Annotated in this window: 26 protein-coding genes; 9 read left to right on the top strand and 17 right to left on the bottom strand. The window is 72.4% G+C overall.

Translation table 11 applies throughout. The annotated features are described in order from the left end of the window. Window positions 1–16 precede the first annotated feature (16 nt). The 6 genes from HCK04_RS16860 to lon form a co-directional block, all read right to left on the bottom strand. The gene (locus HCK04_RS16860) at window positions 17–1,552 is read right to left on the bottom strand and encodes an acyl-CoA synthetase (protein ID WP_142648290.1); all 1,536 of its coding nucleotides are present in this window, start codon (window positions 1,550–1,552) and stop codon (window positions 17–19) included. Window positions 1,553–1,613: 61 nt separating this feature from the next. Further along, entirely contained in the window at window positions 1,614–2,753 is a 1,140-nt protein-coding gene (locus HCK04_RS16855) for a Fic family protein (protein WP_142648289.1), read from the bottom strand. Between the two features lie 67 nt (window positions 2,754–2,820). Next, entirely contained in the window at window positions 2,821–3,666 is an 846-nt protein-coding gene (locus tag HCK04_RS16850) for a MetQ/NlpA family ABC transporter substrate-binding protein (RefSeq protein WP_142648288.1), read from the bottom strand. A gap of 22 nt (window positions 3,667–3,688) precedes the next feature. Continuing rightward, complete coding sequence (locus tag HCK04_RS16845; RefSeq protein ID WP_142648287.1) at window positions 3,689–4,345, bottom strand: methionine ABC transporter permease; 657 nt, start codon at window positions 4,343–4,345, stop codon at window positions 3,689–3,691. Continuing rightward, window positions 4,342–5,286: an ATP-binding cassette domain-containing protein gene (locus tag HCK04_RS16840; RefSeq protein WP_142648286.1), complete on the bottom strand. Its 945-nt coding sequence runs from the start codon at window positions 5,284–5,286 to the stop codon at window positions 4,342–4,344. Before HCK04_RS16840 ends, HCK04_RS16845 begins: the two co-directional genes overlap by 4 nt. Window positions 5,287–5,562: 276 nt before the next feature. Further along, window positions 5,563–7,923 (bottom strand): endopeptidase La, encoded by a 2,361-nt coding sequence (gene lon, locus HCK04_RS16835; RefSeq protein WP_142648285.1) that lies wholly within the window; start codon window positions 7,921–7,923, stop codon window positions 5,563–5,565. Between the two features lie 154 nt (window positions 7,924–8,077). Here lon and HCK04_RS16830 point away from each other — a divergent pair, with 154 nt between their 5' ends. Continuing rightward, on the top strand, window positions 8,078–9,514 hold the full coding sequence (locus HCK04_RS16830) for an MFS transporter (protein ID WP_240971506.1): 1,437 nt from the start codon (window positions 8,078–8,080) through the stop codon (window positions 9,512–9,514). A gap of 18 nt (window positions 9,515–9,532) precedes the next feature. Here HCK04_RS16830 and HCK04_RS16825 read toward each other — a convergent pair whose 3' ends face one another. Continuing rightward, window positions 9,533–10,111 carry an HAD family phosphatase gene (locus HCK04_RS16825; RefSeq protein WP_142648283.1) on the bottom strand — a complete coding sequence of 193 codons (579 nt, stop codon included), beginning with the start codon at window positions 10,109–10,111 and terminating at the stop codon, window positions 9,533–9,535. Between the two features lie 29 nt (window positions 10,112–10,140). Further along, on the bottom strand, window positions 10,141–10,974 hold the full coding sequence (locus HCK04_RS16820; protein WP_142648282.1) for a hypothetical protein: 834 nt from the start codon (window positions 10,972–10,974) through the stop codon (window positions 10,141–10,143). Window positions 10,975–11,152: 178 nt separating this feature from the next. Between HCK04_RS16820 and arfB the strand changes: the two genes are divergently transcribed. Further along, entirely contained in the window at window positions 11,153–11,575 is a 423-nt protein-coding gene (gene arfB / locus HCK04_RS16815; RefSeq protein ID WP_142648281.1) for an alternative ribosome rescue aminoacyl-tRNA hydrolase ArfB, read from the top strand. On the opposite strand, the gene HCK04_RS16810 is transcribed toward arfB, so the two are convergent. Then, window positions 11,547–12,173 carry a TetR/AcrR family transcriptional regulator gene (locus tag HCK04_RS16810; RefSeq protein WP_142648280.1) on the bottom strand — a complete coding sequence of 209 codons (627 nt, stop codon included), beginning with the start codon at window positions 12,171–12,173 and terminating at the stop codon, window positions 11,547–11,549. The two genes, arfB and HCK04_RS16810, sit on opposite strands and share 29 nt — an antisense overlap. A 102-nt stretch (window positions 12,174–12,275) precedes the next feature. On the opposite strand from HCK04_RS16810, the gene HCK04_RS16805 reads away from it, so the two are divergent. After that, on the top strand, window positions 12,276–13,025 hold the full coding sequence (locus HCK04_RS16805) for an SDR family oxidoreductase (protein ID WP_142648279.1): 750 nt from the start codon (window positions 12,276–12,278) through the stop codon (window positions 13,023–13,025). A gap of 69 nt (window positions 13,026–13,094) precedes the next feature. Here HCK04_RS16805 and HCK04_RS16800 read toward each other — a convergent pair whose 3' ends face one another. Both HCK04_RS16800 and HCK04_RS16795 read right to left on the bottom strand, forming a co-directional pair. After that, complete coding sequence (locus HCK04_RS16800) at window positions 13,095–13,730, bottom strand: hypothetical protein (RefSeq protein WP_205830351.1); 636 nt, start codon at window positions 13,728–13,730, stop codon at window positions 13,095–13,097. Between the two features lie 42 nt (window positions 13,731–13,772). Beyond that, complete coding sequence (locus tag HCK04_RS16795) at window positions 13,773–14,552, bottom strand: HAD-IIA family hydrolase (RefSeq protein ID WP_142648277.1); 780 nt, start codon at window positions 14,550–14,552, stop codon at window positions 13,773–13,775. Between the two features lie 89 nt (window positions 14,553–14,641). Here HCK04_RS16795 and HCK04_RS16790 point away from each other — a divergent pair, with 89 nt between their 5' ends. Further along, window positions 14,642–15,685 (top strand): LLM class flavin-dependent oxidoreductase, encoded by a 1,044-nt coding sequence (locus HCK04_RS16790; protein WP_142648276.1) that lies wholly within the window; start codon window positions 14,642–14,644, stop codon window positions 15,683–15,685. A gap of 7 nt (window positions 15,686–15,692) precedes the next feature. On the opposite strand, the gene HCK04_RS16785 is transcribed toward HCK04_RS16790, so the two are convergent. From HCK04_RS16785 to HCK04_RS16775, 3 genes are all read right to left on the bottom strand, one after another. Further along, on the bottom strand, window positions 15,693–16,961 hold the full coding sequence (locus tag HCK04_RS16785) for a molybdopterin-dependent oxidoreductase (RefSeq protein ID WP_168065992.1): 1,269 nt from the start codon (window positions 16,959–16,961) through the stop codon (window positions 15,693–15,695). Between the two features lie 192 nt (window positions 16,962–17,153). Next, the gene (locus HCK04_RS16780) at window positions 17,154–17,813 is read right to left on the bottom strand and encodes a response regulator transcription factor (protein WP_142648274.1); all 660 of its coding nucleotides are present in this window, start codon (window positions 17,811–17,813) and stop codon (window positions 17,154–17,156) included. Continuing rightward, complete coding sequence (locus tag HCK04_RS16775) at window positions 17,792–19,057, bottom strand: sensor histidine kinase (RefSeq protein ID WP_260617302.1); 1,266 nt, start codon at window positions 19,055–19,057, stop codon at window positions 17,792–17,794. The genes HCK04_RS16780 and HCK04_RS16775 overlap by 22 nt, the downstream gene beginning before the upstream one ends. Window positions 19,058–19,299: 242 nt before the next feature. Here HCK04_RS16775 and HCK04_RS16770 point away from each other — a divergent pair, with 242 nt between their 5' ends. Continuing rightward, a complete protein-coding gene (locus tag HCK04_RS16770; protein WP_142648273.1) occupies window positions 19,300–19,914 on the top strand; it encodes a methyltransferase domain-containing protein in 615 nt (204 codons plus the stop codon). Further along, entirely contained in the window at window positions 19,907–20,575 is a 669-nt protein-coding gene (locus tag HCK04_RS16765) for a hypothetical protein (protein WP_142648272.1), read from the top strand. Before HCK04_RS16770 ends, HCK04_RS16765 begins: the two co-directional genes overlap by 8 nt. On the opposite strand, the gene HCK04_RS16760 is transcribed toward HCK04_RS16765, so the two are convergent. Next, window positions 20,481–21,374, bottom strand: a complete 894-nt coding sequence (locus HCK04_RS16760) for a TIGR03619 family F420-dependent LLM class oxidoreductase (protein WP_142648271.1) — start codon at window positions 21,372–21,374, stop codon at window positions 20,481–20,483. The genes HCK04_RS16765 and HCK04_RS16760 overlap by 95 nt on opposite strands. 23 nt (window positions 21,375–21,397) lie before the next feature. Here HCK04_RS16760 and HCK04_RS16755 point away from each other — a divergent pair, with 23 nt between their 5' ends. Beyond that, the gene (locus HCK04_RS16755; RefSeq protein WP_260617301.1) at window positions 21,398–22,243 is read left to right on the top strand and encodes an aminoglycoside phosphotransferase family protein; all 846 of its coding nucleotides are present in this window, start codon (window positions 21,398–21,400) and stop codon (window positions 22,241–22,243) included. An 18-nt stretch (window positions 22,244–22,261) separates the two neighbouring features. Then, window positions 22,262–22,522, top strand: a complete 261-nt coding sequence (locus HCK04_RS16750) for a zf-TFIIB domain-containing protein (RefSeq protein WP_142648269.1) — start codon at window positions 22,262–22,264, stop codon at window positions 22,520–22,522. A 116-nt stretch (window positions 22,523–22,638) separates the two neighbouring features. On the opposite strand, the gene HCK04_RS16745 is transcribed toward HCK04_RS16750, so the two are convergent. Continuing rightward, on the bottom strand, window positions 22,639–23,595 hold the full coding sequence (locus tag HCK04_RS16745) for a hypothetical protein (protein ID WP_142648268.1): 957 nt from the start codon (window positions 23,593–23,595) through the stop codon (window positions 22,639–22,641). A 73-nt stretch (window positions 23,596–23,668) separates the two neighbouring features. After that, complete coding sequence (locus tag HCK04_RS16740) at window positions 23,669–25,252, bottom strand: ABC-F family ATP-binding cassette domain-containing protein (RefSeq protein ID WP_142648267.1); 1,584 nt, start codon at window positions 25,250–25,252, stop codon at window positions 23,669–23,671. 554 nt (window positions 25,253–25,806) lie between these two features. On the opposite strand from HCK04_RS16740, the gene efeU reads away from it, so the two are divergent. Next, on the top strand, window positions 25,807–26,649 hold the full coding sequence (gene efeU, locus HCK04_RS16735; RefSeq protein WP_142648266.1) for an iron uptake transporter permease EfeU: 843 nt from the start codon (window positions 25,807–25,809) through the stop codon (window positions 26,647–26,649). Window positions 26,650–26,664 lie beyond the last annotated feature (15 nt).

Here is a 26,664-nt window from a genome sequence, read left to right as displayed (position 1 = left end):
CTACGCGTACTTTATGTCAGCTCGTCCGAGGCCAGTACTCGTCCCTGAGCAGGCGCTTGTACAGCTTGCCGGTGGGGTGGCGGGGCAGCTCGTCGCGGAAGTCGACCGACTTCGGGCACTTGTAGTGGGCCAGCCGTTCCCGGCAGTAGGCGATCAGCTCGGCCTCCAGGGCGGGACCGGCGGCGGCCGGGTCCGCCGGCTGCACGACGGCCTTGACCTGTTCGCCCATCTCGGGGTCCGGCACCCCGAAGACGGCCACGTCGGCCACCTCGGGATGCATCGCCAGCACGTTCTCGGCCTCCTGCGGGTAGATGTTCACCCCGCCCGAAATGATCATGTACGAGCGCCGGTCGGTGAGGTAGAGGAAGCCGTCCTCGTCCAGGTAGCCGATGTCCCCGAGCGTGGTCCAGCCGCGGCCCTTGGGGTCCTGCACCGACGCGGTCTTCGCGGGATCGCCGTGATACTCGAACCTGGGACCGTCGGAGAAGTAGACCGTGCCGTGCTCACCGGGCGGCAGCTCGTCGCCCTCCTCGTCGCAGACGTGGGCGACCCCGAGCAACGGCCGGCCCACGGTGCCCTTGTGGGCCATCCAGTCCTCTGGACTCGCGTACAGGAAGCAGTTGCCCTCCGTGCCCGCGTAGTACTCGTGGATGATCGGCCCCCACCACGCCATCATCCGCTCCTTGACCTCGATCGGGCAGGGCGCGGCGGCGTGGACGGCGCAGCGCAGCGACGACAGGTCGTAGCGCCCGCGCACCTCCTCGGGCAGCTTGAGCATCTTGACGAACATCGTCGGCACCCACTGCGCGTGGGTGACCCCGTAGCGCTCGACGAGCGCCAGCGCCTCCTCGGGATCGAACCTCTCCATCACCACGACGGTCGCGCCGAGACGCTGGAACGACATGCTGTAGCGCAGCGGTGCGGCGTGATAGAGCGGCGCGGGCGACAGGTACACGCTGTCGGCCGAGGGCGCGAACAGGCCCTGGATGAGCTGGACCAACGCCCCGGGGGCCTCCAGCGGCGCCCGGCTGAGCGGTGGCTTAACGCCCTTGGGACGTCCCGTGGTGCCCGACGAGTAGAGCATGTCGGCGCCCTGGCACTCGTCCTCGACCGGTGTGACGGGCTGCCCCGCCACCGCCTCCTCGTACGGCGTGAAGCCGGGAGCGACGCCGTCGACCATGAGCCGCAGCTCGACCCCGGGCGTCGCCTCGGTGACGGCGCTCGCGACGCCCGCGAGCCTCGCCGAGGAGATGAAGACCCGCGCGCCGCAGTTGTCCACGATGTACGACAGCTCGTCGGCCTGGAGGCGGGAGCTGATCGCGGTGTAGTAGAGGCCCGAGCGGTGCGCGGCCCACGCGATCACCAGGAAGAGCGGATGGTTCTCCAGCATGAAGGCGATGTGGTCGCCGGGCTTCAGCCCCGAGGCCCGCAGCAGGTGGGCCAGGCGGTTGGATTCCTCGTCCAGCTCGCGGAAGGTGACCACGCGGCCGGAGCCCGCCATGATCACCGCAGGCTTGTCCGGCATCACCGCCGCGATCGCCCCAGGGTGCATAACCGAACGTTACTCGGTTTGCCGTCGATGTGGTAGGAGTCACATCCCGATGCGGATGTGATCAGCCCTCCAGCGCCCGGTAGGGGTCGCGCAGCGGCGCGGCCCGCTCGGCGAACGCCGCCTTGATCTCCGTCATCTTCGGCCCCGGCGCGTAGAAGCGGCCCTTCGTCTCGCCGTACGGCTGGAGCCACCCGGTGGCCGCGAGCTCGCGCAGGTCGCGGGCGGCCTGCCCCTGGCTCAGTCCCTCGTCGGCCTGGTACATGCCCCGGCGCAGCCGCCGGGAGACGAACACCTGGTAGAGCGCGGAGACCGTGCGCGGGTGGAGGCCCTGCGCCGCGGTCCGATCCTCCAGCAGCATCCAGACCTCGCCCGCCTCGGTGAGCCGGCGCCCCACCCGCTGCGCCTGCATGTGGTGGCAGCGCAGCACGAACCGCACCCACGAGAGGGTTTCCCCGTGCGGGCTCCACCGGCGGCGTCCCACCTCGCCGAGCACGTCGTAGTAGTCGTAGGCGGTGCGGCCCTCGCCCAGCCACTCCTCGATCGAGGCGAACTCCGGCGTGGTGATCTGGTCGCGGCCGAGCACGAGCGTCTGCAGCGCACGCCCCATGCGGCCGTTGCCGTCCCGCCACGGGTGGATCTTGACGAGGTTGAGGTGGGCCATGGCGGCGCGGACGTAGCTGGGCGCGCCGAGGTCGCCCTCGTTGAGCCAGTCGACCAGCTCCGCCAGCAGGCCGGGGACCTGCTCGTGGTCCGGCCCCTCGTAGACCACCTCGCCCGTGGCGGAGTCGCGGACGTAGATCCCGCCGGGCCGCACGGTGCCCGGCGCCGCGTCCGCGTGGTGGCCGATCATCATGAAGTTGAGCGCGTGCAGCAGGCCGGCGTCGTAGCGGAAGGCCGAGGCCCGCGCGAGGGCGCCGATGTAGGTGAGCGCCTGCCGATAACCGGAGATCTCGCGCGCCACGGCCGCCGACGCTTCCAGGGGGTCCTCACCGGACATGATCGACTCGATGTCCTCGATGCTGGCGTGGTAGCCCTCGATGGAGTTGGACCCCTGGATCGCCCGCGCCTGCAACTGCCGCCGCAGCAGGCCGTCCCAGCGGTGCGGCTCGGCCAGCCGGTATCTCAGGTCCCGCCGCATCTCCTCGATCTCGGCGAGCACCTTCTCGTCCGCGGCCTCCAGTGCCGGTGTGGCGTACAACATCTGACCAGAACAGCATGGACGAATCATTCAGTCAAACGACTTGATGATTCGTCCATGCATGTGCGCGTCAGGACGCGGGGATGACCGAGCCCTTGAACGTGTCCTCGATGTACTTCTTCACCTCGGGGCCGGTCAGCAGCCCGGCCAGCGTCTTCACCCGCGGGTCGTTCTCGTGCCCCTGTGCGACCACCAGGCCGTTCGCGTACGGGTTGCCCTCGGCCTTCTCCAGCACCAGGGCGTCGGACGACGGGTTGAGGTTCGCCTCCAGCGCGTAGTTGCCGTTGATCACGGCGGCGTCCACGTCGTCGAGCGAGCGCGGGAGCTGGGCGGCCTCCAGCGGGCGGAAGGTCAGGTTCTTCGGGTTGCCGGTCACGTCGCGCTCGGTCGCGGCGGTGCCCACGCCGTCCTTCAGCGTGACCACGCCGTTGTCGGCGAGCAGCTTGAGCGCCCGGCCGAGGTTGGTGGCGTCGTTGGGCACGGCGACCGTGCCGCCCTGCGGCAGCGAGGCGAGGTCCTTGACCTTCCTGGAGTACAGGCCGAGCGGCTCCAGGTGCACCGGGGCGACGAAGCTCAGCTTCGTGCCCTTGGAGGCGTTGAAGTCGTCCAGGTAGGGCTTGTGCTGGAAGTAGTTGGCGTCAAGCTGGCCGTCCTGGAGCTGCAGGTTGGGCTGCACGTAGTCGCTGAACTCCACGATCTCCAGCTTCAGGCCCTTCGCGGCGGCCAGGTTGTCGGCCACGTACTTCAGGATCTGCGCGTGCGGCACCGGGCTCACCCCGACCTTGAGCGGGGCGTCCGCCGCCGCGGCCGCGCCGTCCGAGGACGAGGGCGAGGACGTGGAAGAGGACGAGGACCCGCAGGCGGACAGCACGAGCGCGACCACGGCGGCGATGACGAGGCCGAGCGTTCTACGCATGAGAAAGACTCCTTCAGAGGGATCAACGGTGGGAAAGACGGCGGGCGACCGCGTCGCCCACGGTCTGTGCGAGCTGCACCACGACGACCAGGACGACCACGGTGACGACCATGAGCGTGGTCTCGAAGCGCTGATATCCGTAGCGGACGGCGAGGTCGCCGAGGCCGCCGCCGCCGATCACCCCGGCCATGGCCGAATAGGAGATCAGCGTCACGACGGTGACGGTCAGCCCGGCGACCAGGCCGGGCAGCGCCTCGGGCAGCAGGACGCGCGCCACGATCGTCACGCGGCCCGCCCCCATCGCCTCGGCCGCCTGCACGACGTCGCGGCCCACCTCGCGCAGCGCCGTCTCGACCAGCCGGGCGAAGAACGGCACCGCGCCGATCGTCAGCGGGACCACCGCGGCGGCGGTCCCGATCGTGGTGCCGGTGAGCAGGCGGGTGACCGGGATGACCGCGATCATGAGGACGATGAAGGGCAGCGACCGCCCGACGTTGACGACCAGCCCGAGCACGCGCCGTACGGCGGGCGCGGGGAACAGCCCGCCCCGGTCCGTCCCGGCGAGGCAGACGCCGAGCGGCAGCCCGAACAGTACGGTGAACAAGGTGGACCAGCCCACCATCACGGCGGTCTGCCCGGTGGCCTCCCACAGCAGGGGGCTCATCTCCGACCAGGTCATGCGTCCTCCTCCACCAGCAGCCCGCGCTCACGCAGCTCCGCGAGGGCGGCGGCCGCGCCGGCTCCGGTGATCCGCAGCCGCAGCCGGCCCGCCGGGACCCCGGCGACCTGTTCGACCGCGCCCGCGACGACGGCGACGTCCACGTCGTGCGTACGGGCGAGTCGCGACAGCAGGGCCGGGTCCGCCGCCAGGGCGACCGTCACGGCGCCGGGCTCGGCGGGCGGCAGCGGGAACAGCTCGGCCGCCAGGCGCGACCCGGGGGTGGCGAGCAGCTCGGGGATGGGGCCCGCCTCGGAGATCCGCCCGTCGCTCATGATCGCCGCCGAGTCGCAGACGGCCTTGATGACGTCCATCTCGTGGGTGATGAGCAGGATGGTCAGCCCCAGCTCGCGGTTGAGCCGCCGGAGCAGGGCGAGGATCGACTGGGTCGTGGCGGGGTCGAGCGCCGAGGTGGCCTCGTCCGACAGCAGCACCGACGGCTCGGCGGCGAGCGCCCGCGCGATGCCGACCCGCTGCTTCTGGCCGCCGGACAACTGCGCCGGGTAGGCCCCGGCGCGGTCGGCCAGGCCCACGAGGTCGAGCATCTCCGCGACGCGCCGGGCCCGGGCGGCCCGGCCGACGCCCATGACCTCCAGCGGGAAGGCCACGTTGCCCGCCACCGTGCGTGACGACAGCAGCGCGAAGTGCTGGTGGATCATGCCGATGCGCTGGCGGGCCCGGCGCAGGTCGGCCGCGCCGAGGGCGGTCAGCTCGCGTCCGTCCACCGTGACCACGCCCTCGTCGGGACGTTCGAGCAGGTTGACGCAGCGCAGCAGGGTGCTCTTGCCGGCGCCGCTGCGCCCGAGCACGCCGAAGACCTCGCCCTTGCCGACGTGGAGGTCCACGCCGTCGAGCGCGACGACGTCGCCGTAGGCCTTGCGCAGGCCGGAAACGGTGATCACTTGCTGTCCTTCTGAGGCGTGATCCGGCGCAGGATCGGATCGGGCAGCGGGGAGAGCGTCATCAGGGGGAATGCCTTCGTGGAGGAGGGGTGCGGGCGGCGGGAGACTCAGGCCGCGGGACAACACCCCTGCTCAGGCGGGTTCATCGGGTTCGATACGCTCACAGGCGGATGAAACGGTTGTGAGGCCAATCCTTATTCCATACCGGGAATGTGTGCTTAGTCACAGCAGAAGGCCCGCGCCTCCGGGACGGAGACGCGGGCCGTGCGGAACCGGTCAGGCGACCGCCTGCCGGGCGACCGTCGCCGGGGTGAGGGCCAGGTCGAGCACCTCGCGCACGTCGCTCACCGCGTGGACGGTGAGGTCGGCGAGCACCTCGGCCGGCACGTCGTCGAGGTCGGGCTCGTTGCGCGCCGGGATGAGCACGGTGGTGATCCCGGCCCGGTGGGCGGCCAGCAGCTTCTGCTTGACCCCGCCGATCGGCAGCACCCGCCCGGTGAGCGACACCTCGCCGGTCATCGCCACGTCGGCGCGGACCGGCCGGCCCGACAGCAGCGAGGCCAGGGCGGTGGTCATCGTGACACCCGCCGACGGGCCGTCCTTGGGCACCGCGCCCGCAGGCACGTGGATGTGCACCGACCTGTCCTTGAGCGACCCGACCGGCAGCTCCAGCTCGGCGCCCCGCGACCGCAGGAAGGACAGCGCGATCTGCGCCGACTCCTTCATCACGTCGCCGAGCTGACCGGTCAGCGTCACCCCGGTCGCCCCGGTCTCCGGATCGGCCAGCGACGCCTCGACGTGGAGGACGTCACCGCCCGCCCCGGTCACCGCGAGACCGGTCGCCACGCCCGGCACCGCCGTACGCTGCCGGGCCTCCGGCAGGGACGACTCGGGCACGTGGCGCGGCCGGCCCAGGTAGGAGACCAGATCGTCGGCCGTGACCGTCAGCGGGAGCTCGGCCTCGCCGAGGGCGAGCTGCGCCGTCACCTTGCGCAGGATCCGGGCGATCGAGCGTTCGAGGGAGCGGACGCCGGCCTCGCGGGTGTACTCGCCCGCCAGGCGGCGCAGCGCCGCGTCCTCCACCGTCACGTCGTCGGCGGTGAGGCCCGCCTTCTCCAGGTTGCGCGGGAGCAGGTGGTCGCGGGCGATGGCGACCTTCTCGTCCTCGGTGTAGCCGTCGAGCGTGACGATCTCCATGCGGTCGAGCAGCGGCCCCGGCACCTGCTCCAGCACGTTCGCGGTGGCGAGGAACAGCACGTCGCTCAGGTCGAGCTCGACCTCCAGGTAGTGGTCGCGGAACGTGTGGTTCTGCGCCGGGTCGAGCACCTCCAGCAGCGCCGCCGTCGGGTCGCCCCGGTAGTCGGCGCCGACCTTGTCGATCTCGTCGAGCAGCACGACCGGGTTCATCGAGCCCGCCTCGCGGATCGCCCGGACGATACGGCCGGGCAGCGCCCCCACGTACGTGCGCCGATGGCCGCGGATCTCCGCCTCGTCGCGGACGCCGCCGAGCGCGACGCGGACGAACTTGCGGCCCATGGCGCGGGCGACCGACTCACCGAGCGAGGTCTTGCCGACGCCGGGAGGGCCGGCCAGCGCGAGGACCGCGCCGCTGCGCCGGCCGCCGACCACACCGAGGCCCTGGTCGGCCCTGCGCTTGCGCACCGCGAGGTATTCCACGATGCGGTCCTTCACGTCGGTCAGGCCCGTGTGGTCGGCGTCGAGCACCGCGCGGGCCCCGGCGATGTCGTAGGAGTCGGTCGTGCGGACGTTCCACGGCATGTCGAGCACGGTGTCGAGCCAGGTGCGGATCCAGCCGCTCTCGGGCGACTGGTCGGAGGTCCGCTCCAGCTTGCCGACCTCCTTCAGCGCGGCCTCCCTGACCTTCTCCGGCAGGTCGGCGGCCTCGATGCGGGCGCGGTAGTCCTCCTCCTCGTCGGAGGGGTCGCCGTTGAGCTCGGCGAGCTCCTTACGGACGGCCGCGAGCTGCTGGCGGAGCAGGAACTCCCGCTGCTGCTTCTCCATGCCCTCCTGGACGTCCTTGCGGATGGTCTCGGCGACGTCCATCTCCGCGAGGTGGTCGCGGGCCCAGCCGACCAGCTTGTCGAGGCGCTCGGCCGGGTCGTTGAGCTCCAGCAGCAGCAGCTTCTGCTGCGTGGTCAGCCAGGGGGCGTAACCGGAGCTGTCCGCGAGGACCGCGGGCTCCTTGATCTGGTTGACGGCGTCGACGACCTGCCACGCGCCCCGCTTCTGCAGGATCGTGGTGGTCAGGGTCTTGTATTCCTTGGCGAGCTCCTCGGCCCTGGGCCCGGCCGGGACCGGTTCGAGCACGGTCGCCTCGACCCACAGCGCCGCGCCGGGGCCGGTGGTGCCGGTGCCGACCCGCATGCGGTCGACGCCGCGGACCACGGCCGCGGGCTCGCCGCCCGGCAGCCGGCCGACCTGTTCCACGACGGCGCTCACCCCAACCGGGCCGTAGCGGCCGTCTATGCGGGGCACCAACAGGACCGTGCTCTCGCCACTGGCGCGGGCGGCGTCGATGGCGGCGCGGACCTCGGAGTCCGACAGATCGAGAGGCACGACCATGCCGGGCAGGACGACCTCGTCGTCGAGCGGAAGGACGGGAAGGATCTGGGACATCAGCACTCCACTAGGTTGAGTTATGTCGGCTCAACTAACAGGAGTCCGATCCTGTTCCCTGTTCTGCGTCAGTTCGCTGTGAGCGATCGTAATTGTGTAATCCGGCTTGCCGTGAGGGTCGGGCCACTGCTCCGGGTAACGCATGATGGCGTCCATGACATCCGGAAATATCCGGCTCCGCTCGGCGCCAGGCCGGTGGGTGCTGGTCACCACGGTCCTCGGGTCGGGCATGGCCACACTCGACGGCACCGTGGTCAACGTGGCCCTGCCCGCTCTCGGGCGCGACCTGCACGCCGGGATGTCCGGCCTCCAGTGGACCGTGAACGCGTACACGCTCACGATGGCCGCGCTGATCCTGCTGGGCGGGTCGCTGGGCGACCGGCTGGGCAGGCGGAAGATCTTCGTCACCGGGGTGGTCTGGTTCGCCCTGGCCTCCGCGCTCTGCGGGGCCGCGCCCAGCACGCCGGTGCTCGTGCTCGCTCGCGCGCTCCAGGGCATCGGCGGGGCCCTGCTGATCCCCGGGTCCCTGGCGATCATCCAGGCGAGCTACGTGCCGGACGACCGGCCGCGCGCCGTCGGCGCCTGGTCGGGGCTGGGCGGCGTGGCCGCCGCGCTCGGGCCGTTGTTCGGCGGCTGGCTCGTGGAGACGGCGGGCTGGCGCTGGGTGTTCCTGCTCAACCTGCCACTCGCGGCCGTCGTGGCCGGCGTCGCCACCCGCCACGTGCCCGAGACCCGCGACCCCGGGTCGAACGGCCGCTTCGACGTGCTCGGCACCGTCCTCGCCGCACCCGCGCTGGCCGGGCTGACGTACGGGCTGATCCTGGCGGGCGACGGGCTGGTGCCGCTGGCCGCCGGGATCGTCCTGTCCATCTGTTTCGTGGTCGTGGAGATCCGGCGCTCTCCCCGGTCGCTCGTCCCGGTGGGGGTCTTCGCCTCGCGGGAGTTCACCGCGGTCAACGTCGTCACGCTGGTCATGTACGCCGCGATGGGCCTGGTGTTCTTCCTGCTGGTCGTCCAGCTCCAGGTGTCGGCCGGGTTCTCCCCGATCGCCGCGGGGTCGGCGATGCTCCCGGTGACGATCCTCATGCTGCTGCTGTCGCCCCGGGCGGGCGACCTGGCCAAGCGGGCAGGCCCGCGCCTCCCCATGACGGCGGGCATCCTCCTGTGCGCGGCCGGGCTGCTGCTGATGAGCCGTATCGCCCCGGACGCGTCCTATCTCGCCGACGTGCTGCCGGCGGCGGTCGTGTTCGGGCTCGGCCTGTCCGCCGCCGTCGCCCCGCTCACCGCGACCGTGCTCGCCACCGCGGAGGATCGGTACGCGGGCGTGGCCAGCGGGATCAACAACGCCCTGGCCCGGACGGGCGGCCTGCTGGCCGTCGCCGCCGTCCCGCCGCTGGTGGGCCTGACGGGGGCCGCCTACGACTCCCCTGCGGCGTTCACCCGGGGGTTCCACACCTCGATGCTGGCCGCCGCGGCCATGATGGCCGTCGCGGCGGCCCTCACGTTCGTCACGATCAGGCGGAACGTGCTCGTGTCCGCGCCCGAGCCACCCGCTCCCGGCTGCCCGGTCGAGGCGCCACCCCTCACCTGACGCCCCGCCGGACGCTCCCTAGGTCAGCAGCGTCTTGAGCTCCTCGCGCAGGGCGGCGGCGTCGCGGAAGTGGACGGCGGCCAGCCCCACCCTCTTGGCCGCCGCGACGTTCTGCTCCCGGTCGTCCACGAAGACGAGATCGCCGGGGGCCGCCCCGAGCCAGGCCACGGTCTCGTGGAAGATCTCCGGCTCCGGCTTCACCAGGCCCATCCGGCCGCTGTAGAACCTCGGGCCGATCGGCCGCATGAACGGCAGCGTGTCGATCGTCTCGGCGATGCAGACCGGCATGTTGGACAGCAGCGCCATGGGCACCCCGACGCCGGCCAGCTCGTCGATGATCGCCACGGTCTCCTCGTTGGGCCGCGACCAGCTCGCCGTGTCGAGGGCGACGACCGCGTCCAGCTCGGCCCCGCCCATCGGCCTGCCGTACACGTGGGACCAGTACGCGGCCGGGTCGAGCGTGCCCCGGTCGAAGTCGAGCCGCGCCGCCCAGTAGCGGTCTTCGAACCCCGGATCACCTCCCGCCATGCGCGCGACGTCTTCGGGGTCCTGGGGAAGCGACACGACGTTGCCGTAGTCGAAAAGCACAGTCTTCATGGTCGTACGAGCATAACCCGTGTGCGGAATCAGGTCACATAGGGCTTGAGGAACTCGTTGGCGCTCCCACAGCGCAGGTAGTTGCGCACGGTGTGGAAGTCGAGCCAGTCGATGTCGCAGGAGACGTCCCGTTCGACGCCGTCGAAGCACGACGCCAGCACGGCCGGGATGGCGGCGATGTCGTCCTTGTCGGCGATGTTGATCCAGCGGCGCACCCCCGGCGGGCGCGCCCCGCGCCCGCGCACCGGGACCGGCGCGAGCCGCTCGAAGACGACGCCGCGCATGCCTAGCGGGCTGCCCAGCGTCACCAGCAGCTCGACGGAGAGGTCGGGATGGGCCCACAGCGCCTCGTACGTCACGACGCTGCCGAGCGAGTGGGCGACCACCACGCGGGGGCGGCGCCTGCGGACGACCTCGGCGACCGCCTCGCGGGCCCGCACGCGCGGGTCGCCGCCGCCCAGGTAGGCGGCCACCTCCGGGCAGAAGTCCTCGGCGAACCGCACCGCCTGCGGGCCCATCCTCGTCAGCAGCCACTCGGCCAGCCGGTGGGCGAGACCGGTGAGCGACTCCCCCGCCGCCTCGCGGAACGGGCCGCCGAGCTGGACCGCCCAGTCGGCGAGGACCAGCTTGGCGGGCGTCGCCATCTGCCGCGGCGGCTTCGGCGGGCCGCCGTGCAGGTGGTGGGCGTAATAGGCGATCTCGGCGAAGTATTCGCCCGTGCCGTCCGCCCGGCCGTTGAGTCCCTGGTGCAGATAGGTGTTCCACTTGGCCCGCACGGCCTCGGCGGCGCCGCCCGCCGACCCGCCGGCCTCCTCGAAGTAGTGGTATTTGCCGATGCCGTGGACGCCCACGATCGAGGTCATGCTCCCGCCCATCCCTGTCGCCCCGGTGCCCGGGGCCCGCCGGATTCCGGGGGCCACTGTGCACGACGCGATCGGCCGCGACAACCACACGCCGCGTTTACGGTGATAAATGGAGAGTGGTGGCGATATTCACCCCGATAAGTTGGGCGTCCCGTCCGTTCGTCGAGGGAGAGAACCCATGTCAGGCCCGTTGCACGTGCGCGGCTCGATCGTCGTGCCCGAAGCGGAGCTCGCCTGGCGTTTCTCCCGCTCGTCCGGGCCGGGCGGCCAGGGCGTCAACACCACCGACAGCCGGGTCGAGCTGAGCTTCGACCTCGCGCGCACCACCGCCCTCGGCCCGGTGCTCAGGGCCCGCGCGCTCGAACGGCTCTCCGCCCGCGCGGTGGACGGCGTGATCACGATCGCGGCCTCGGAGTACCGCTCCCAACTGCGCAACCGGGAGGCCGCGCGGGAGCGGCTCGCCGCCCTCCTCCGCGACGCCATCGCGCCGCCGCCCAAGCGGCGCCGTCCCACCAAGCCGTCCAAGGGCGCGGTCGAGCGCCGTCTGGCGGCCAAGAAGCACCGCTCCGACCTCAAGCGCCTGCGCCGTACGGGCGACTGAGCCGCGCGGCGCTGTCGCGCAGGTGCGCGATGCCCATGTCCAGCGCCGCCTCCAGGTGAACGAGCCGGCCGGTGGACAGGTGGAGCAGCACCCCGCCCTGGATCCCCGCGAGCAGCGCGGCCGCCGCCCGCCCGGGATCGATGCCCGGGTCGATCTCGCCCGCGGCCTGCATGTGCCGCACGCCGGCGGCGATCTCCGCCTCCCACCGGAGCATCAGCTCGGTCACCACCGCCTGGGCGCCCGGTGTGCTCTGGCCCACCTGCGACATCACCACGTTGAGCGGGCACTGCGGCCCCTGCTCGCGGTAGCGCTCCACGAGGCGGTCACGCCAGGCCTGCCAGGCCGCCCACGAGGTGAGCTCGCCGAGGTAGGGCTGCTGGTCGGCGAGCACCCGGTCGGCCTCGAAGCGGGCCACCGCCAGCAGCAGCTCCTCCTTGCCGCCCGGGAAGTAGTGGAACAGCTGGCTCTTGCTGGTGCGGGTCCGGGCGCGCACGTCGTCGAGGGTGGTGTCCATCACCCCGCGCTCGCGGATCGTCTCGGCCGCGCCCTCGACGATCCGCTGCCGCGTGGCGGCCCCCTTCGCGGTCAGCGCCCCCATCGCACCCTCCCTTATTTTGGACTTGCCGGTCCATTTTGCCGCAGGCAGCATGAGCGCCGCACCTCGTCTCACGCACCACGTCTCACAAGGAGATTTCCCATCATGGAACACCTGCGGAACCGCACCGCCCTCGTCACCGGCGCCACCGACGGCATCGGCGCCGCCATCGCCCGCGCGCTCGCCGCGGAGGGAGCCATGGTCGTGGTCCACGGCCGCGACCCGGCCAGGGGAGAGAAGGTGGTCGCCGCCATCGCCGAGGCAGGCGGACGGGCCGCCTTCGTCCGCGCCGACCTCGCACACGCCGAGGCCGTACGCGACCTGGCCGCGGCAGCCCACGACCTGGCCGGTGGACCGCTCGACATCCTGGTCAACAACGCCGCCATGCTGATCACGCCGAGCCCGACCGCCGAGGTGGCCGAGGACCTCCTCGACGGAGCGCTGGCGGTCAACGTCAGGGCCGTCTTCCTGCTCACCGGCCTCGTCGCCCCGGCCATGGCCGCCCGCGGCCGCGGCGCGATCGTCAACATGGGCTCGATCAGCGGCCTGTTCGGCACGGACGGGTCGGCCCTCTACAGCATGACGAAGGCGGCGATCCACTCGCTGACCAAGTCGTGGGCGGACGAGTACGGCCCCCACGGCGTGCGGGTCAACACCGTGGCTCCGGGCCCGACGTTCACCGAGAAGGTCGCCGCGATGGAGGAGTACCTGACACCGATGATCTCCCGGCTGCCGTCCCGGCGGGCGAGCACACCGGACGAGGTGGCCCGGGCGGTCGTGTTCCTCGCCGGCGACGACGCGTCGAACATCCACGGGGCGACGCTGAGCGTCGACGGCGGACGAGCCGCGATCTGAGCGGTCCCTCTCCCGGCGCGGACGAGCGACTGCCGGAGGCCGCGCGGATCCACCTGACCGGCTCGGGCCCTAGATCCGGCGGTCTTCCATCTCCCAGATGTGGTCGACCACGTGCCAGATGATGCGGCGGGCGGCATAGCGGACGGGCCAGCCCTCACCGCCGGGAGGGAACGCCTCGGCGGGCCGTTCGAGCACCCGCACGATGTCCTCGCGCATGGCGGTCAGGCCGGCCTCGTCCTTGAACGGCTTGTGCCGTACGCCGATCTTCCGGGCGTACGCGCGCTCGGCCTCCACGACGTGGGAGACCATCTTGTCGCGGTCTCTGCCGCCGCCCCTGGGGCCCTTGCGCAGCTCCTCCGGGGACGTCGCGGCCACCTCGGCGAACGCCGCCCACACCGCGCGGGCGAGGGCGGCCGCACGCGCGGCCTCCGGCGCGTCCACCGGCTCCCGGTCGAAGTCCGGGATGGCGGAGATCGCGCCGAAGTCCGTGGTGCTGTCGCCCTTGACCCGCCCGACGACCGCCGGGTCGCCCGGCGCGAACTTCAGCCCCGCCCGCTCGGCGATCACCCGGAAGCGCGGCGTGTAGTCCACGAGCGTGCCGAGCGCGGCCTCCTCGGTCCTGCCGATGCGGCACCAGCCCGGCCAGTCGACCGAGCAGGCGAAGACCTTCTTGGGACCGATTTCCAGGTAGACGCGATGGTTCATGCCGATCAGCCTGGCACCCGTACCTGACAGGGCGCGTCAGGTTCAGACCAGCTCGATGAGGTCGGCCACGGAGTTGACCACCTGCGTGGGCCGGAACGGATAGCGGTCGATCTGGTCCTTCTGGGTGACGCCGGTGAGCACCAGGATCGTGTGCAGGCCGGCCTCGATGCCGCAGACGACGTCGGTGTCCATCCGGTCGCCGATCATCGCGGTGGTCTCGCTGTGGGCGTCGATCTGGTTGAGCGCGCTGCGCATCATCATCGGGTTGGGCTTGCCGACGAAGTACGGCTCCACCCCGGTCGCCTTGGTGATCATCGCGGCCACCGCGCCGCAGGCGGGAAGCGAGCCCTCGGTCGAGGGGCCGATGGGGTCGGGGTTGGTCGCGATGAAACGGGCTCCGTTGTCGATCAGCCGGATCGCCCGCGTTATCGACGTGAAGCTGTAGGTGCGGGTCTCGCCCAGCACCACGTAGTCGGGGTCGAGATCGGTCAGCACATATCCGGCCTCGTGCAGGGCCGTGGTCAGCCCCGCCTCCCCGATCACGTACGCCGAGCCCTCGGGCCGCTGGTCGGCGAGGAACTTGGCGGTGGCCAGCGCGGAGGTCCAGATCGCCTCCGGCGGCACCTCGAGCCCGGCCGCGCGCAACCGCACGGACAGGTCGCGGGGGGTGTAGATCGAGTTGTTCGTCAGGACGAGGAACCGCTTCCCCGACTCCTTGAGGCGCCTGATGAACTCGTCGGCACCCGGCACCGGCTGCCCCTCGTGGACCAGCACCCCGTCCATGTCGGACAGCCACGACTCGATGGGCTTTCGCTCGCTCATGTGTCCAAGCATGGCAGGTGACGGAGTGACGAAGCACACCTCTCTCCGTGTCCGGAAATATCGTGATGCGACCTCAGGTTAGGCCGAGCATGAGCGATGACAACATCCGTGGGGTGCCGCGCGGGACCGCCGAGGTGCCGCTGTCGATCCTGGAGCTCGCGACCGTGGGCGAGGGCTCATCGCCCGCCGAGGCGCTGCGCGACGCCACCGAGCTGGCCCGCCGTGCCGAGGAGTGGGGCTACCACCGCATCTGGGTCGCCGAACACCACGGAATGCCCGGAGTCGCCAGCTCGTCTCCGGCCGTGCTGATCGCCCACCTCGCGGCGGCGACCCGGTCGATCCGGATCGGCTCCGGCGGCGTGATGCTGCCCAACCACGCCCCGCTGGTGATCGCCGAGCAGTTCGGCACGCTGCACGCGCTGCACCCCGGCCGCATCGACCTCGGCCTCGGCCGCGCCCCCGGAACGGACATGGCCACGGCGAACGCTCTCCGTCGCTCGGCCGACGTGGACCCGGACGAGTTCCCCCAGCAGGTGGCCGAGCTGACCGGCTTCCTCGACGCCGCCTTCCCGGCCGGGCATCCGTACGCGAAGATCCAGGCGGTGCCGCGCGGTGACGACCGGCCGCCGATCTGGCTGCTCGGCTCCAGCGGGTTCAGCGCCAGGCTGGCCGGGCTGCTCGGGCTGCCGTTCGCCTTCGCTCACCATTTCAGCGCCGCCAACACCGAGCCCGCGCTCGATCTCTACCGCTCCTCGTTCCGGCCCTCCGAGGTGCTCGACCGCCCGTACGCGCTGATCGGGGTGGCGGCGGTCGCGGCCGACACCGACGAGGAGGCGCTGCGCCAGGTCATGCCGGGCGCGCTGTCATGGCTGCGCCTGCGGCAGGGGCGGCCCGGCCGTACGCCCACCGTCGAGGAGGCGGAGGCCTACCCGTACACCCCGATGGAGCGGGAGTTCGTCCGCGACCGGCTGTCGAACGTGGTGCACGGCGGCCCGCAGACCGTGCGCGACGGGCTGGAGGAGCTGCGCAAGCGCACCGGGGCCGACGAACTGATGATCACCACGCAGGTCCACGGCGGCGCGGCGCGCCTGCGCTCCTACGAGCTGATCGCCCAGGCGTACGGGATGATCTGAAGCGCCGTCAGGGCATGTCGCTGGGCGGGGCCACGATCAGCTCAAGCGGGTAGTGCCCGTTGTAGCCGAGTCCGTGCTGGTTCCACACCACGTCCTCCGGGCGTGGCTGGACGTTGCCCGCCTTGTCCCTGGCACGCGACATCACGCGGTATTGCCCTGGTTTCACCCCGGGCCAGGGCACCTCGAACCGCACCCACATGTAGGGCTGGGGCGTGCTCAGCAGCGTGGCCGCCCGCCATGGCATCTCGGTGACCCACCGCCCGGGGGCGGCCAGCCTCTCCACGGAGACGTCGACCCGCTCGATCGCGCCCGCCCCCGACCAGGCCCGCCCGCGCAGCGTGATGTCACCGGGAGCGAGCGTGATCTCCCGGTCGTGCTCGATGGCGCTGCGTACGGGACCGACGGTCAGGGGGACCGGCTCGGGATAGGCGGGGCCGGTCAGCAGGTGCCGCGTCTGCAGCCCCGACGGCGGGATGCGGTGCTTCGACACCTCGATCTCGCCGAGCCACTTGACGTAACTGACCGCGGCCCAGCCCGACAGGAGCAGGCGCAGCGGATAGCCGTGATCGATGGGCAGGTCCTGCCCGTTCATGCGATAGACCAGCAGGGTGTCGTCCTCCAGGACCTTGCCCGCGGGGGCGACCTGGGAGTAGCGGGCCGTGCCGCCGGGGAGGCTCGGGTTGCGGATGACGTCGAGGCCGATGAACTGCACGTCCACCGGGTTTTCCGCGCCGGCCGCCGCCAGCACGTCCTTGGCCCGCACTCCCGTCCACTCGGCGGCCCCCACCGCACCGAAGTGCCACTGGGTGTAGCCGACCGGAAGCCAGCGATCGTCGGCTCCGCCGGGCGGCAGCTTGGGGAAGAACGCGGCGCAGTTCGCACCGCAGTCGATCGTCCGTTTCAGCGTCACGGACGGCATGGCCAGCAGTTCCTCGTACGTGAACGTCCGCGGGCGGGTGAGCGCGTCGCCGGTGAGTTTCAGCCGCCATGTCCGGCGGTCGATCTCGGGCGGGCGGGCCCTGTTGTGGATGTACATCCGGTCGTTGGGGACCAGCTCCCCATATCCGACGTGTTCGCCGTGGAGGACCGCGTACCCGACCGGACCCCACTTCATCTCCTGGGAGCCGTTCTCCCGCTGGATGAAATACCACGACGGCGTCGCCTGCACGACGAAGTTGTTCTCGGGGGCGGGCGCCGCGGGAGCCTGGCCGAGGTCTCTCGCGTCCGCCGCCGCGGCCGTCTCGACGGCGAGGTACGGCACGGCCGCGCCCGTCATGGAACCCACGATGAACACTCGCCGCGAGCATCCCGTCTCCGCTGTCACTTCCTGTGGGCGGCCGGCCCCGCCCCCGCCGCGATCCCGTCGTCGCCTCGCCATGGGAGCCTCATCCACTGCCGATCAAAAAATCGGACATCTAGCTCGTTATTGCCATCCTCCGCCCTACCCATCAGGTGGGCCTGACACCCCTCAGCCGCGCAGGAACGTGACGACGGCGAGCACACGGCGATGGGCGTCCTCGTCGGGAGGCAGGTCGAGCTTGGCGAGGATGTTCCCGATGTGCTTGCCGACGACGGCCTCCGACACCGCCAGCGCGCGGGCGATCGCGGCGTTCGACCTGCCCTCGGCCATCAGGGCGAGGACCTCGCTCTCCCGCGGGGTGAGCCGCCGCAGCGGGTCGCGGCGGCGGCGCAGGAGCTGACGCACGACCTCCGGGTCCACGACCGTCCCCCCTCCGGCGACGGTGGTCAGCGCGTCCACGAACTCCTCGACCTCCCCGATCCGGTCCTTGAGGAGGTAACCCACGCCGGTGCCGTCCCCGGAGTCGAGCAGTTCGGCCGCATAGGTCTGCTCGACGTACTGGCTCAGCACCAGGACGGCGAGGCCGGGGTGCGCGGCGCGCAACGCCACGGCGGCCCGCAGTCCCTCGTCGGAGAACCCGGGCGGCATCCGCACGTCGGTGACGACGATGTCGGGGGCGTGCTCCTCCACCGCCGTCACCAGCCCCTCGGCGTCGCCCGCGGTGGCGGCCACCCGGTGGCCGAACCTGGCCAGCAACGTGGCCAGTCCCTCGCGAAGCAGCACGCCGTCCTCGGCGATGACGACGGTCAGGGCAGGGCCGGCAGGCATTCGATCTCCGCGCGCAGCAGGGTGGGGCCGCCCGGCGGGCTCGACAGCATCAGCCTGCCCTCGAACGCCGAGACGCGGTCGGCGAGCCCGGCGAGCCCGGTGCCGGCGGTCACGTCCGCGCCGCCCACGCCGTCGTCCCGGATCTCGACGGTGAGCAGCCCGCCGTCGAGCCGGCCCCGCACCGAGGCCCGCTCGGCTCCGCTGTGCTTGGCCACGTTGGCCAGGCCCTCACTGACGACGAAATAGGCGACCGACTCCACCGGCCCCGGCAGCCGGGGGACGTCCACGTCGACCTCGACCGGGACGGGCGACCGGTCGGCCAGCTCCGCGACCGCGGCGGGCAGCCCGCGATCGGCGAGGATGCGGGGGTGGATGCCGCGGATCAGGTCGCGGATCTCGGCGAGGGCGAGCTTCGCCTCCTCGTGCGCCCTGGCCACGAGCCCGGCCGCCTCCTCCCCCGTGGAGACCTTGGCCAGGCCGAGCGTCATGGTCAGCGCCACCAGCCGCTGCTGCGCGCCGTCGTGCAGGTCACGTTCGATGCGCCGCCGCTCGACCTCGAACGCCTCGACCAGGCGGCTCCGGGAGCGGGTCAGCTCGGCGAGCCGCTCGCCCGGCTCGCCCTTCCCCGGCGTGAGCAGCAGCCGGGCCAGCAGAGCGTGCGCAGTCGCGAGGGCGGTGATCGGGTACGCCGCCAGGACGAGCACCACGACCCCGAGGAGCGCGGCGGCGAACGCCTCGACGGGCGAGTCGAGCGGCCAGAACTTCAGCAGCACGATGGGCCCCGCCTCCGCCACGCTGATCGGGGCGCAGATCATCACGAGCGGCACGAGCAGGCCGTACGTCACGGCGACCAGCTCGACCGGGCCGAGCACGACGGCCAGCAGGCCCGCATAGGCGAGGGCCCGCCACGTCGCCTGCTCGCGCAGCCGCGTCTCGAGCCATCCGCGCGGACCCGGACGCGCGGGGCGGTGGGGGCTCGGCGCGGGCTCGGCGTCCAGGATCCGCAGCCGCCTGCGTTCGAGCGCGCCCAGCGGCACGGCGGCGACCACCGGGAGCGCCAGCAGCGGCACGCCCACCAGGAGGACGGTGAGCACCGCCCCTGCGGTCAGCGAGACGACCAGCGACGCCAGCACGACCATGCCCACGACCACGCCCGTCACCAGGTAGGCGAGGGCGCGCCAGGGCAGCGAGGTCGCCGGCAGGTCCTTGCGTGCGAGGGCCTGCCACGGGCCGTTGGGGCGCACCCGACCCACCCTAGAGGCCGTCCAGGCTCCGTCGAAGACGGCCAGGCCTCCCTGCGGTGGTATGGCCGGCCCTACCACCGCAGGGGGGCCTGGACGGCTGGCGGGCCCGGGTCACGCGCCGGTCTGATGGGCGGCATGAACGACACCGGCCCGACGGGCCGCATGAACAACACCGGCCGTATGGACCGCATGAACGACACCGGTCTGATGGACCGCATGAACGACACCGGCCGGATGGCCGCATGAACAGCGCAGTCCAGCAGGTCTCCGACCTGAGGGCGTTCGCGGGCGTGGCGCTGCGCCGGCAGGGCGTCGTGGGCGCCGTCGCCCCGAGCTCGCGCTCGCTCGGGCGTGCCCTCACCGCCGTCGTCCCGACGACCGGTCCCGCCGTGGTCGTGGAGCTCGGGCCGGGCACCGGCGCGATCAGCGAGGCCATCAGGGAACGGCTCGCGCCCGGCTCCCGCCAGCTCGCCGTCGAGATCGACCCGGGGATGGTGGCGCACCTGCGCCGCGCCCGGCCCTGGCTGGACGTGCTCCAGGGCGACGCGGCCCGCCTCGGCGCACTGCTGGGCGAACGGGGTGTCTCCCGGGTCGACGCCGTGATCAGCACTCTGCCGTGGACGCTCTTCCCCGAGGACGCGCAGGAGGCGATTCTCGGGGAGGTCGGGCGGGTGCTGCGCCCGACGGGGGCGTTCACGACCGTGACCTATCTGCCCGCGGTGCCGCTGGCACGGGCGCGGCGGTTCCGGCGGCGCCTGCGCGCCGCCTTCGACGAGGTGCTCACGACCGGGCCGGTCTGGCGCAACATGCCGCCCGGCCTGGCGTACGTGTGCCGGAGACCGGTGCGCCATGGCTGACCTGCTCGGCCGGCTTCCCGCTCCCCTCGTGCTCGCGGTCGCCGCGATCCTGATCGTCGCCGAGGCCGGCACGCTCGCCGGGGTGGCGCTGCCGGGGACGAGCGTGCTGGTCGCCCTCGGCTGCCTCACCCGCCTCGGCGTGCTGCCGTTCGCCGGGACGCTCGCCGTGGCCGTGACCGCCGCCGTCGCCGGCCCGCAGCTGTCGTACGCCCAAGGGCGCAGGCGCGAGGGCGCCGCCTCCGTCCACCCCCTGGCGGGCCGGTTCGCGCCCGCCGCGTGGGCGCGGGCCCGCCGGATGGTGGCGAGGAGAGGCGCCTGGGCCGTCGCGGGCGGTCAGTGGCTCGGCGCCGCCCGCACCCTCGTCCCGAGGCTCACCGGCTGGGCGGGCGTGCCGTACGTGGACTTCGCCCGCGTCAGCGTGCCCACGGCGGCGGCGTGGGCGGCGACCCTGGTGACCCTCAGCCGGTTCGTCCCCGACGTCGTGGACGCGCTGACCACCCACCTGGCCGTCGCCGGACCGCTCGCCGTGGGGCTCGTCCTCGTCGTGTCCCTGGCGGCCGGGGAGCTCAGCGGGGGGCGAGAGCTTCGAGGGCCTCTTCGGCGCGTCGCATGGACTCGCGGGGGTCGGCCTCGGGGCTGCCGATCTCGGGGTCGAAGTTGAGGTCGTGGAAGACCTCGGTGACGCCCTTGGCCGCGAGCGCCTCGACGTCCCGCCGGATCTTGTCGTACGACCCGGTCAGCGGGCCCTCCTCGGCCGGGCGGACGCGGGTGACGCCGCGGACGACGAACCGCAGGGCGCCGGGGTCGCGGCCCGCCTGCCGGGCCGCCTCCTTCACGATGGCGATCTGCTGGTCGATGGTGTCCAGATCGGCCCGGCTGGAGCTGATCCAGCCGTCGGCGATCCGCCCGGCCCGCTCCAGCGCAACCCGGGCCGTGCCGCCGAGCATCACCGTGGGCGGCGTGGCCGGCTTGGGGTCCTGGTGGGAGCGCGGGACCTCGTAGAACTCGCCCTTGTGCTCGACGACGTCCTCGGTCCACAGCCGCCGCAGCAGGCCGACGTACTCCTCGCCGCGTCTGCCCCGCCGTTCCATCGGCACGCCGGAGGCGGCGAACTCCTCGGGCAGCCAGCCGAGCCCCAGGCCCACGTCGAGCCTGCCGCCCGACACCTCCTGGAGGGTGGCGAGCTGCTTGGCCATAAGCACCGGAGAGACGAACGGCAGGTTGAGCACGGCCACCCCGAGCCGCACCCGCTCGGTGACGCCCGCCAGGTACGCGAGCGTGACGACGGGGTCGTGCACGCTCCGGTAGACCGGGCCCATCGGGTTGCCGACCGGATAGAGCAGGCGCTGGAACGTCCACACCCCGTGGTAGCCGAGCTCGTCCGCGCGGCGCGCGATCCGCCTCATGTTCTCCGGGGTCGCCCACGAGCCCGACACCGGCACACCGAAACCAACCTTCATGGCGACACCCTAGGGTGTCCCCCGTGATCGAGGAACTGGCGCGGCTGGCGCGCCGCGACGGGCCGGTGTCGGTGCTCAAGCAGACCCGCGTGCTCGTGGTCAGGGCCGGCGACGTGGTCGTCAAGGCGCATCCCCCCGGCACCGACGAACGCGCCCTGCGCGCCCGCCTCGACGCCGCCGCTAACCTGCCGGGCGTCATGCTGGCCCCGCTCGGCCTCGAACGGCTGGACGGCAGGCTCGTCACGATCTGGCCCGCGGGCGAGCCGCTCACCATCGCCGACGTGGACGCCGGGAGCACCCCGTGGGAGGAGGGCGGCCGGCTGCTCGCCCTGCTGCACTCCCGGCCGGCGCCCCCGGGGCTGCCGCCCGCCGGGGGACCGTCGCGGCTGCCCAGGGCCATGGCCGACCTGGAGGCGGCCGGCGTGCCCGGCCCGGTCGCGGCGCCCATCCGCGCGGCGTACGCGACGCTGCCGCCGGCGCGGGAGGGCGGCGCGCTGACGCACGGCGACTGGCACCTCGGCCAGATCGTCCGGCACGACGGCGCGTGGCTGCTCATCGACCCCGACGACCTGGGCCCCGGCGACCCCGCGTGGGACCTGGCGCGCCCGGCCGCGTGGTACGCCGCCGGCCTGCTCGGCCCGTACGACTGGGAGCGCTTCCTGACCGCCTATCTGGCGGCGGGCGGGACCGCCGTCTCCGCGGACGACCCGTGGCGGGAACTCGACGCGCCGGCCCGGGCGTTGACCGTCCAACTGGCGGCGACGGCGGTGGCGACGGCGGCGCGGGCGGGGGAACCTCCCGACGACGCCGCCGAGGCACTGGTGTCCGCCTGCAAGAGGATCGTCGCGGCCGTGGAGGCCGAGACCTGATCGAGGAGAGTTCGTCACGTGGAGTGCCCCAAGTGCCGTGGCCGGATGCGGACGCTGGACCGCAACGGCGTCCACATCGAGCAGTGCGACAACTGCCGCGGGATCTTCCTGGACTACGGCGAGCTGGAGACGCTGACCCGGATGGAGGCCCAGTGGGCCCAGCAGCACTACGCTCCCCCGCCGCCTGCGTACGGAGGGCCCGCCTGGGGTGGTCACCACGGCGGCCACTACGGCCACCACCGGCGGGGCAGCTGGATCGGCATGCTGTTCTCCAGCTGAGCGCATCCTGAAGGCTTCACCGGAGGCCGCGGCCCCTGCCCTGGGCCGCGGCCTCCGGCGTGCCCGGGGTCATGCCGGACGGCTTCCGGGCCGGACGTACGGGAAGAACGTCCGGGTCATGCGGGGAAGGCGTCCGGGTCCACGTCGCTCGTTGTGGCGTTCCCGCCGAAAACGGCGTCGAGCGTGAGCGTCCAGTCGCTCCATCTCACGCTGTATCCGCTGTAGACAGTCTGGAACTTCACCGCGTCGTCGAACTTCGAGAAACCGCAGTTCCTGGTGAAGGCACGGGCGCCCCGGTCGTAGTCCGCCCCGGTGGTGAAGTAGACGCGGTAGGTGCCGTCCTTGATGTTCGAGACCTTGGCGGTCGACCGCTTGCGCACGTAGAAGCTGACCGCCTTGCGGCCTCCGCGCACGAGGGTCACGACGCCGTCCTGCGTGCCGCCGTTCTTCACGGTCAGCGTGCCCCGGCCGCCTCGGATCGCCGAGAGCAGGATCGTGCCGTTGCCGAGGCGACGGGTGCGCCGGGCCGGCGGCCTGATCTGGACCACCGGGTAGTCACCGGCCTTCGCGAGGTCGCCCGCGGCGGACTTGAGGTCCTTGAACTCGCCCGACCGGCCGAGACCGGCCAGCACGGCCGCCCCGCTGCACAGGACGCGCGACGACACGTCCTCGTCCAGCGCGCCGAGCCTGCCGTTCAGGCCCCGCAGCGCCGCGACGTAGTCGGCGTGCTCGGCGGCGACGTCCGCGGGAGGCCGCAGCCCGCCGAGCCGCTCCTGTGCGGACTCCAGGGCGCTTTCCGCCCGGCCGATGCGCTGGTGGAGCGACTTGAAGGTCCGCGCCTTGGCGATGGCGGCGAGCGTCGAGCGGGCGGGGCGGCCGGCGGCGTCGAGCGCCTTACGGTACGCCGCCGGCGTCAGCGCGGGCGGCCCCGACTCGGCGGTCGTCGTGGCGGCGGCCGGCGCAGCCGCCTCCTCGCCGGAGGCGGCCTTTCCCGATCCGCCGGGCGATCCCGTGCAGGCCGCGAGCGTGACGGACGCGGCCAGCACGGCGCCGGCCTGGACAGTACGTGACAAGGTGTGCGAGTAGATCCGGGGGGTGATCACCCGAAACACTGTCAGGCGGTGAGCGGATGCTGTCAACCCGTGGTCACGCCGACGTCGTCACCCCCTCCGGGCCCAGGGTCACCCACCGGGTGATGCCGATCGACTCCAGGAACGGCAGGTCGTGGGAGACCACCACCAGCGCTCCCCGGTAGGCCGACAGCGCCTGCGCGAGCTGGCGGACGCTGGCCAGGTCGAGGTTGTTGGTCGGCTCGTCAAGCAGCAGGAGCCGCGGCGCCGGCTCGGCGAGCAGCAGCGAGGCCAGCACGGCACGGAAGCGCTCGCCGCCCGAGAGCGTGCCCGCCGGGCGTTCGGCCCGGGCGCCCCGGAACAGGAACCGGGCGAGCCCGGCCCTGACGGCGTTGACCGACGCGGCGGGCGCCACCGCCCGCACGTTGTCGACCAGGCTGAGCGCGTCGTCGAGCACGTCGAGCCGCTGCGGCAGGTAGCGCACCGGGACGTCGAGCCTGACCGAGCCCTCATCCGGCGGGAGCTCCCCCAGGATCGTGCGCAGCAGCGTCGTCTTGCCCGAGCCGTTCGGTCCCAGCAGGGCGACCCGCTCCGGGCCACGGATGATCAGGTCGCCGATCGGCCCGGCGGCCGTGCGCAGGCCGTCCAGTTCGAGCACGGTGCGCCCGGACGGCACCTCGGTGGCCGGCAGCGCGATCCGGATCTCGGCGTCGTCGCGCACCGCCTCCTCCGCCTCGGCCAGCCGCTCGCGGGCGGCCGCCACCTTCTCCTCGTGCATCATGCGGTGCTTGCCCGCCGAGACCTGGGCCTGGCGCTTGCGCTCCTGCATGATGATCTTCGGCTCGCGCTTCTGCTCGTACATCTTGTTGCCGTAGCGCACGCGCCGCGCCAGCTTGGTCTGCGCCTCGATCAGCTCGCGCCGCTGGCGGCGCAGGTCGCCCTCGGCCGCACGGACCATCCGCTCGGCGGCCTCCCGCTCGACCGCGAGCACCTCCTCGTACGCGCTGAGCGTGCCACCGAAGGTGCGGCGGGCGGGCAGGTCGGCGATCTGGTCCACCAGGTCGAGCAGCGCGCGGTCGTGGCTGACGACGACCAGCGTCCTCGTCCACGACGAGACGGCGTCGTACAGGCGCCGCCGCGCGTCGAGGTCGAGGTTGTTGGTCGGCTCGTCGAGCAGCAGCACGTCTGGCTCGGCGAGGAAGCGCGCGGCGAGCCCGACCATGACGGTCTCGCCGCCCGAGAGCGTCGCGACCGTCCGGTCGAGGTCCACGCCCGTCAGCCCGAGGCGGTCGAGCTCGGCGCGGGCGCGCTCCTCGACGTCCCAGACCACCGCGTCGTAGTTCGCCTCGCTCAGGTCGCCCCGTTCGATCGCGTGCAGCGCCTCCCGCGCGGGCGTGATCCCCAGCAGGTCGGACACCGTACGGCTCGCGCCGAGCGGGAGGTTCTGCGGCAGGTAGCCCAGCCGCCCGGTGACCGACACCGAGCCGCGCGTCGGGGTGAGCTCTCCCGCGATCAGCTTGAGCAGGGTGGACTTGCCGCTGCCGTTGAAGCCGATGAGCCCGGTGCGGCCGGCGCCGAACGCGAAGTCGAGCTCCTCGAAGACGGACGTCCCGTCGGGCCAGGAAAAGGACAGATCCGTACAGACAATGGAATAAGACATAGGGCGGCTCCGGGTATCCCCAAGGGCGGAATGGTGATCGAACCGTGGAGACACCGCGGGCACGGGCCGCGAGGCGAGGGTCTGCCTGAGGTCGCTGCGCCAGGACCACCGATGGCGGCCGTAAGCGCGGTGTCGAGACCTCAGAGCTCCAAGTGACCCTCCGGGGTGCGGCAGCAGGACGTCCGTCACGATAACGAGGAGCGGAGATGGGACGCCACCGAATTAAGCCGCCCACCGATCCACGACCCCCTGGAGTGCCGCGTGCCGGGGTGTCACCCGGATCGCCCTGCCACCCGCCGATCCATCACCCATTCGGGGCTGCGCCCGGATCGCACCGCCGCACGTTCGAGACCTCGCCCGAATGAATGCGCCGCGTGCCGGGGTGTCACCCGGATCGCCGTGCCGCCCACCGATTCCACCGGCCACCGGGAGCGTCGTCTCACCTGCCCCTGAAGGTGACAAAAGGCATACCCCGCTCCATGGGTTCGAGACCTTGTCGGTAAGGTGAACCTGCCCTAAGTTAGGTAAGGCTTACCGACAATTCCGGAGGCGATGTGTTCGCGAGCTACCTCATCGGCCTTCGCGAGGGCCTGGAGGCCACTCTCGTGGTCTCCATCCTGGTGGCCTTCCTCGTCAAGAGCGACCGCCGCGAGCGGCTGCCCCTCGTCTGGGCCGGCGTCGGCGCGGCCGTCGTCCTGTCCGTCGCCTTCGGCGCGCTGCTGACCTTCACCGCGGCCCACCTCGCGACGCAGCAGCAGGAGATGTTCGACGCCGTGACCTCCCTGGCCGCGACCGTCTTCGTCACCTTCATGGTCTTCTGGATGCGTACGGCCGCTCGCAAGATGTCGGGCGAGCTGCGGGAGAAGATGGGCCAGGCCCTCGAACTCGGAGCCACCGCCGTGGTCGTGGTCGCGTTCCTGTCCGTCGCGCGCGAGGGACTGGAGACGGCGCTGCTGTGGTTCGCCGCCGTCCAGGGCGCGACCAGCAGCGCGAGCCCGCTGATCGGCATCACGCTCGGGCTGCTCACCGCGGTCGCGCTGGGCTGGGGCCTCTACCGCAGCGCCCTGCGCATCAACCTCACGAAGTTCTTCACCTGGACGGGCCTGCTGCTGATCCTGGTCGCCGCCGGGATCTTCAAGTACGGCGTGCACGACCTGCAGGAGTCGGGGCTGGTGCCCGGCCTGAGCACCTACGCCTTCGACATCAGCGGCGTGCTCGACCCCGGCGCCTGGTATTCGACGCTGCTGAGCGGGATGTTCAACATCACCCCGCAGCCCAGCGTGCTGGAGGCCGTCGCCTGGGTCGTCTACGTGGTTCCCGTCCTCGTCCTGTTCCTGCGGCCCGCGGCCAAGAGGCCGGCGAGCCCCGCTCCCACGTCTCCTCAGCCCACTTCCTGACCGGAGTCCACCGAC

The organism is Microbispora sp. CL1-1, assembly GCF_012034195.1.
GTDB lineage: Bacteria > Actinomycetota > Actinomycetes > Streptosporangiales > Streptosporangiaceae > Microbispora.
The sequence above is the reverse complement of the archived record's forward strand: the minus strand, read 5'-3'. Positions and strand labels throughout refer to the sequence as shown.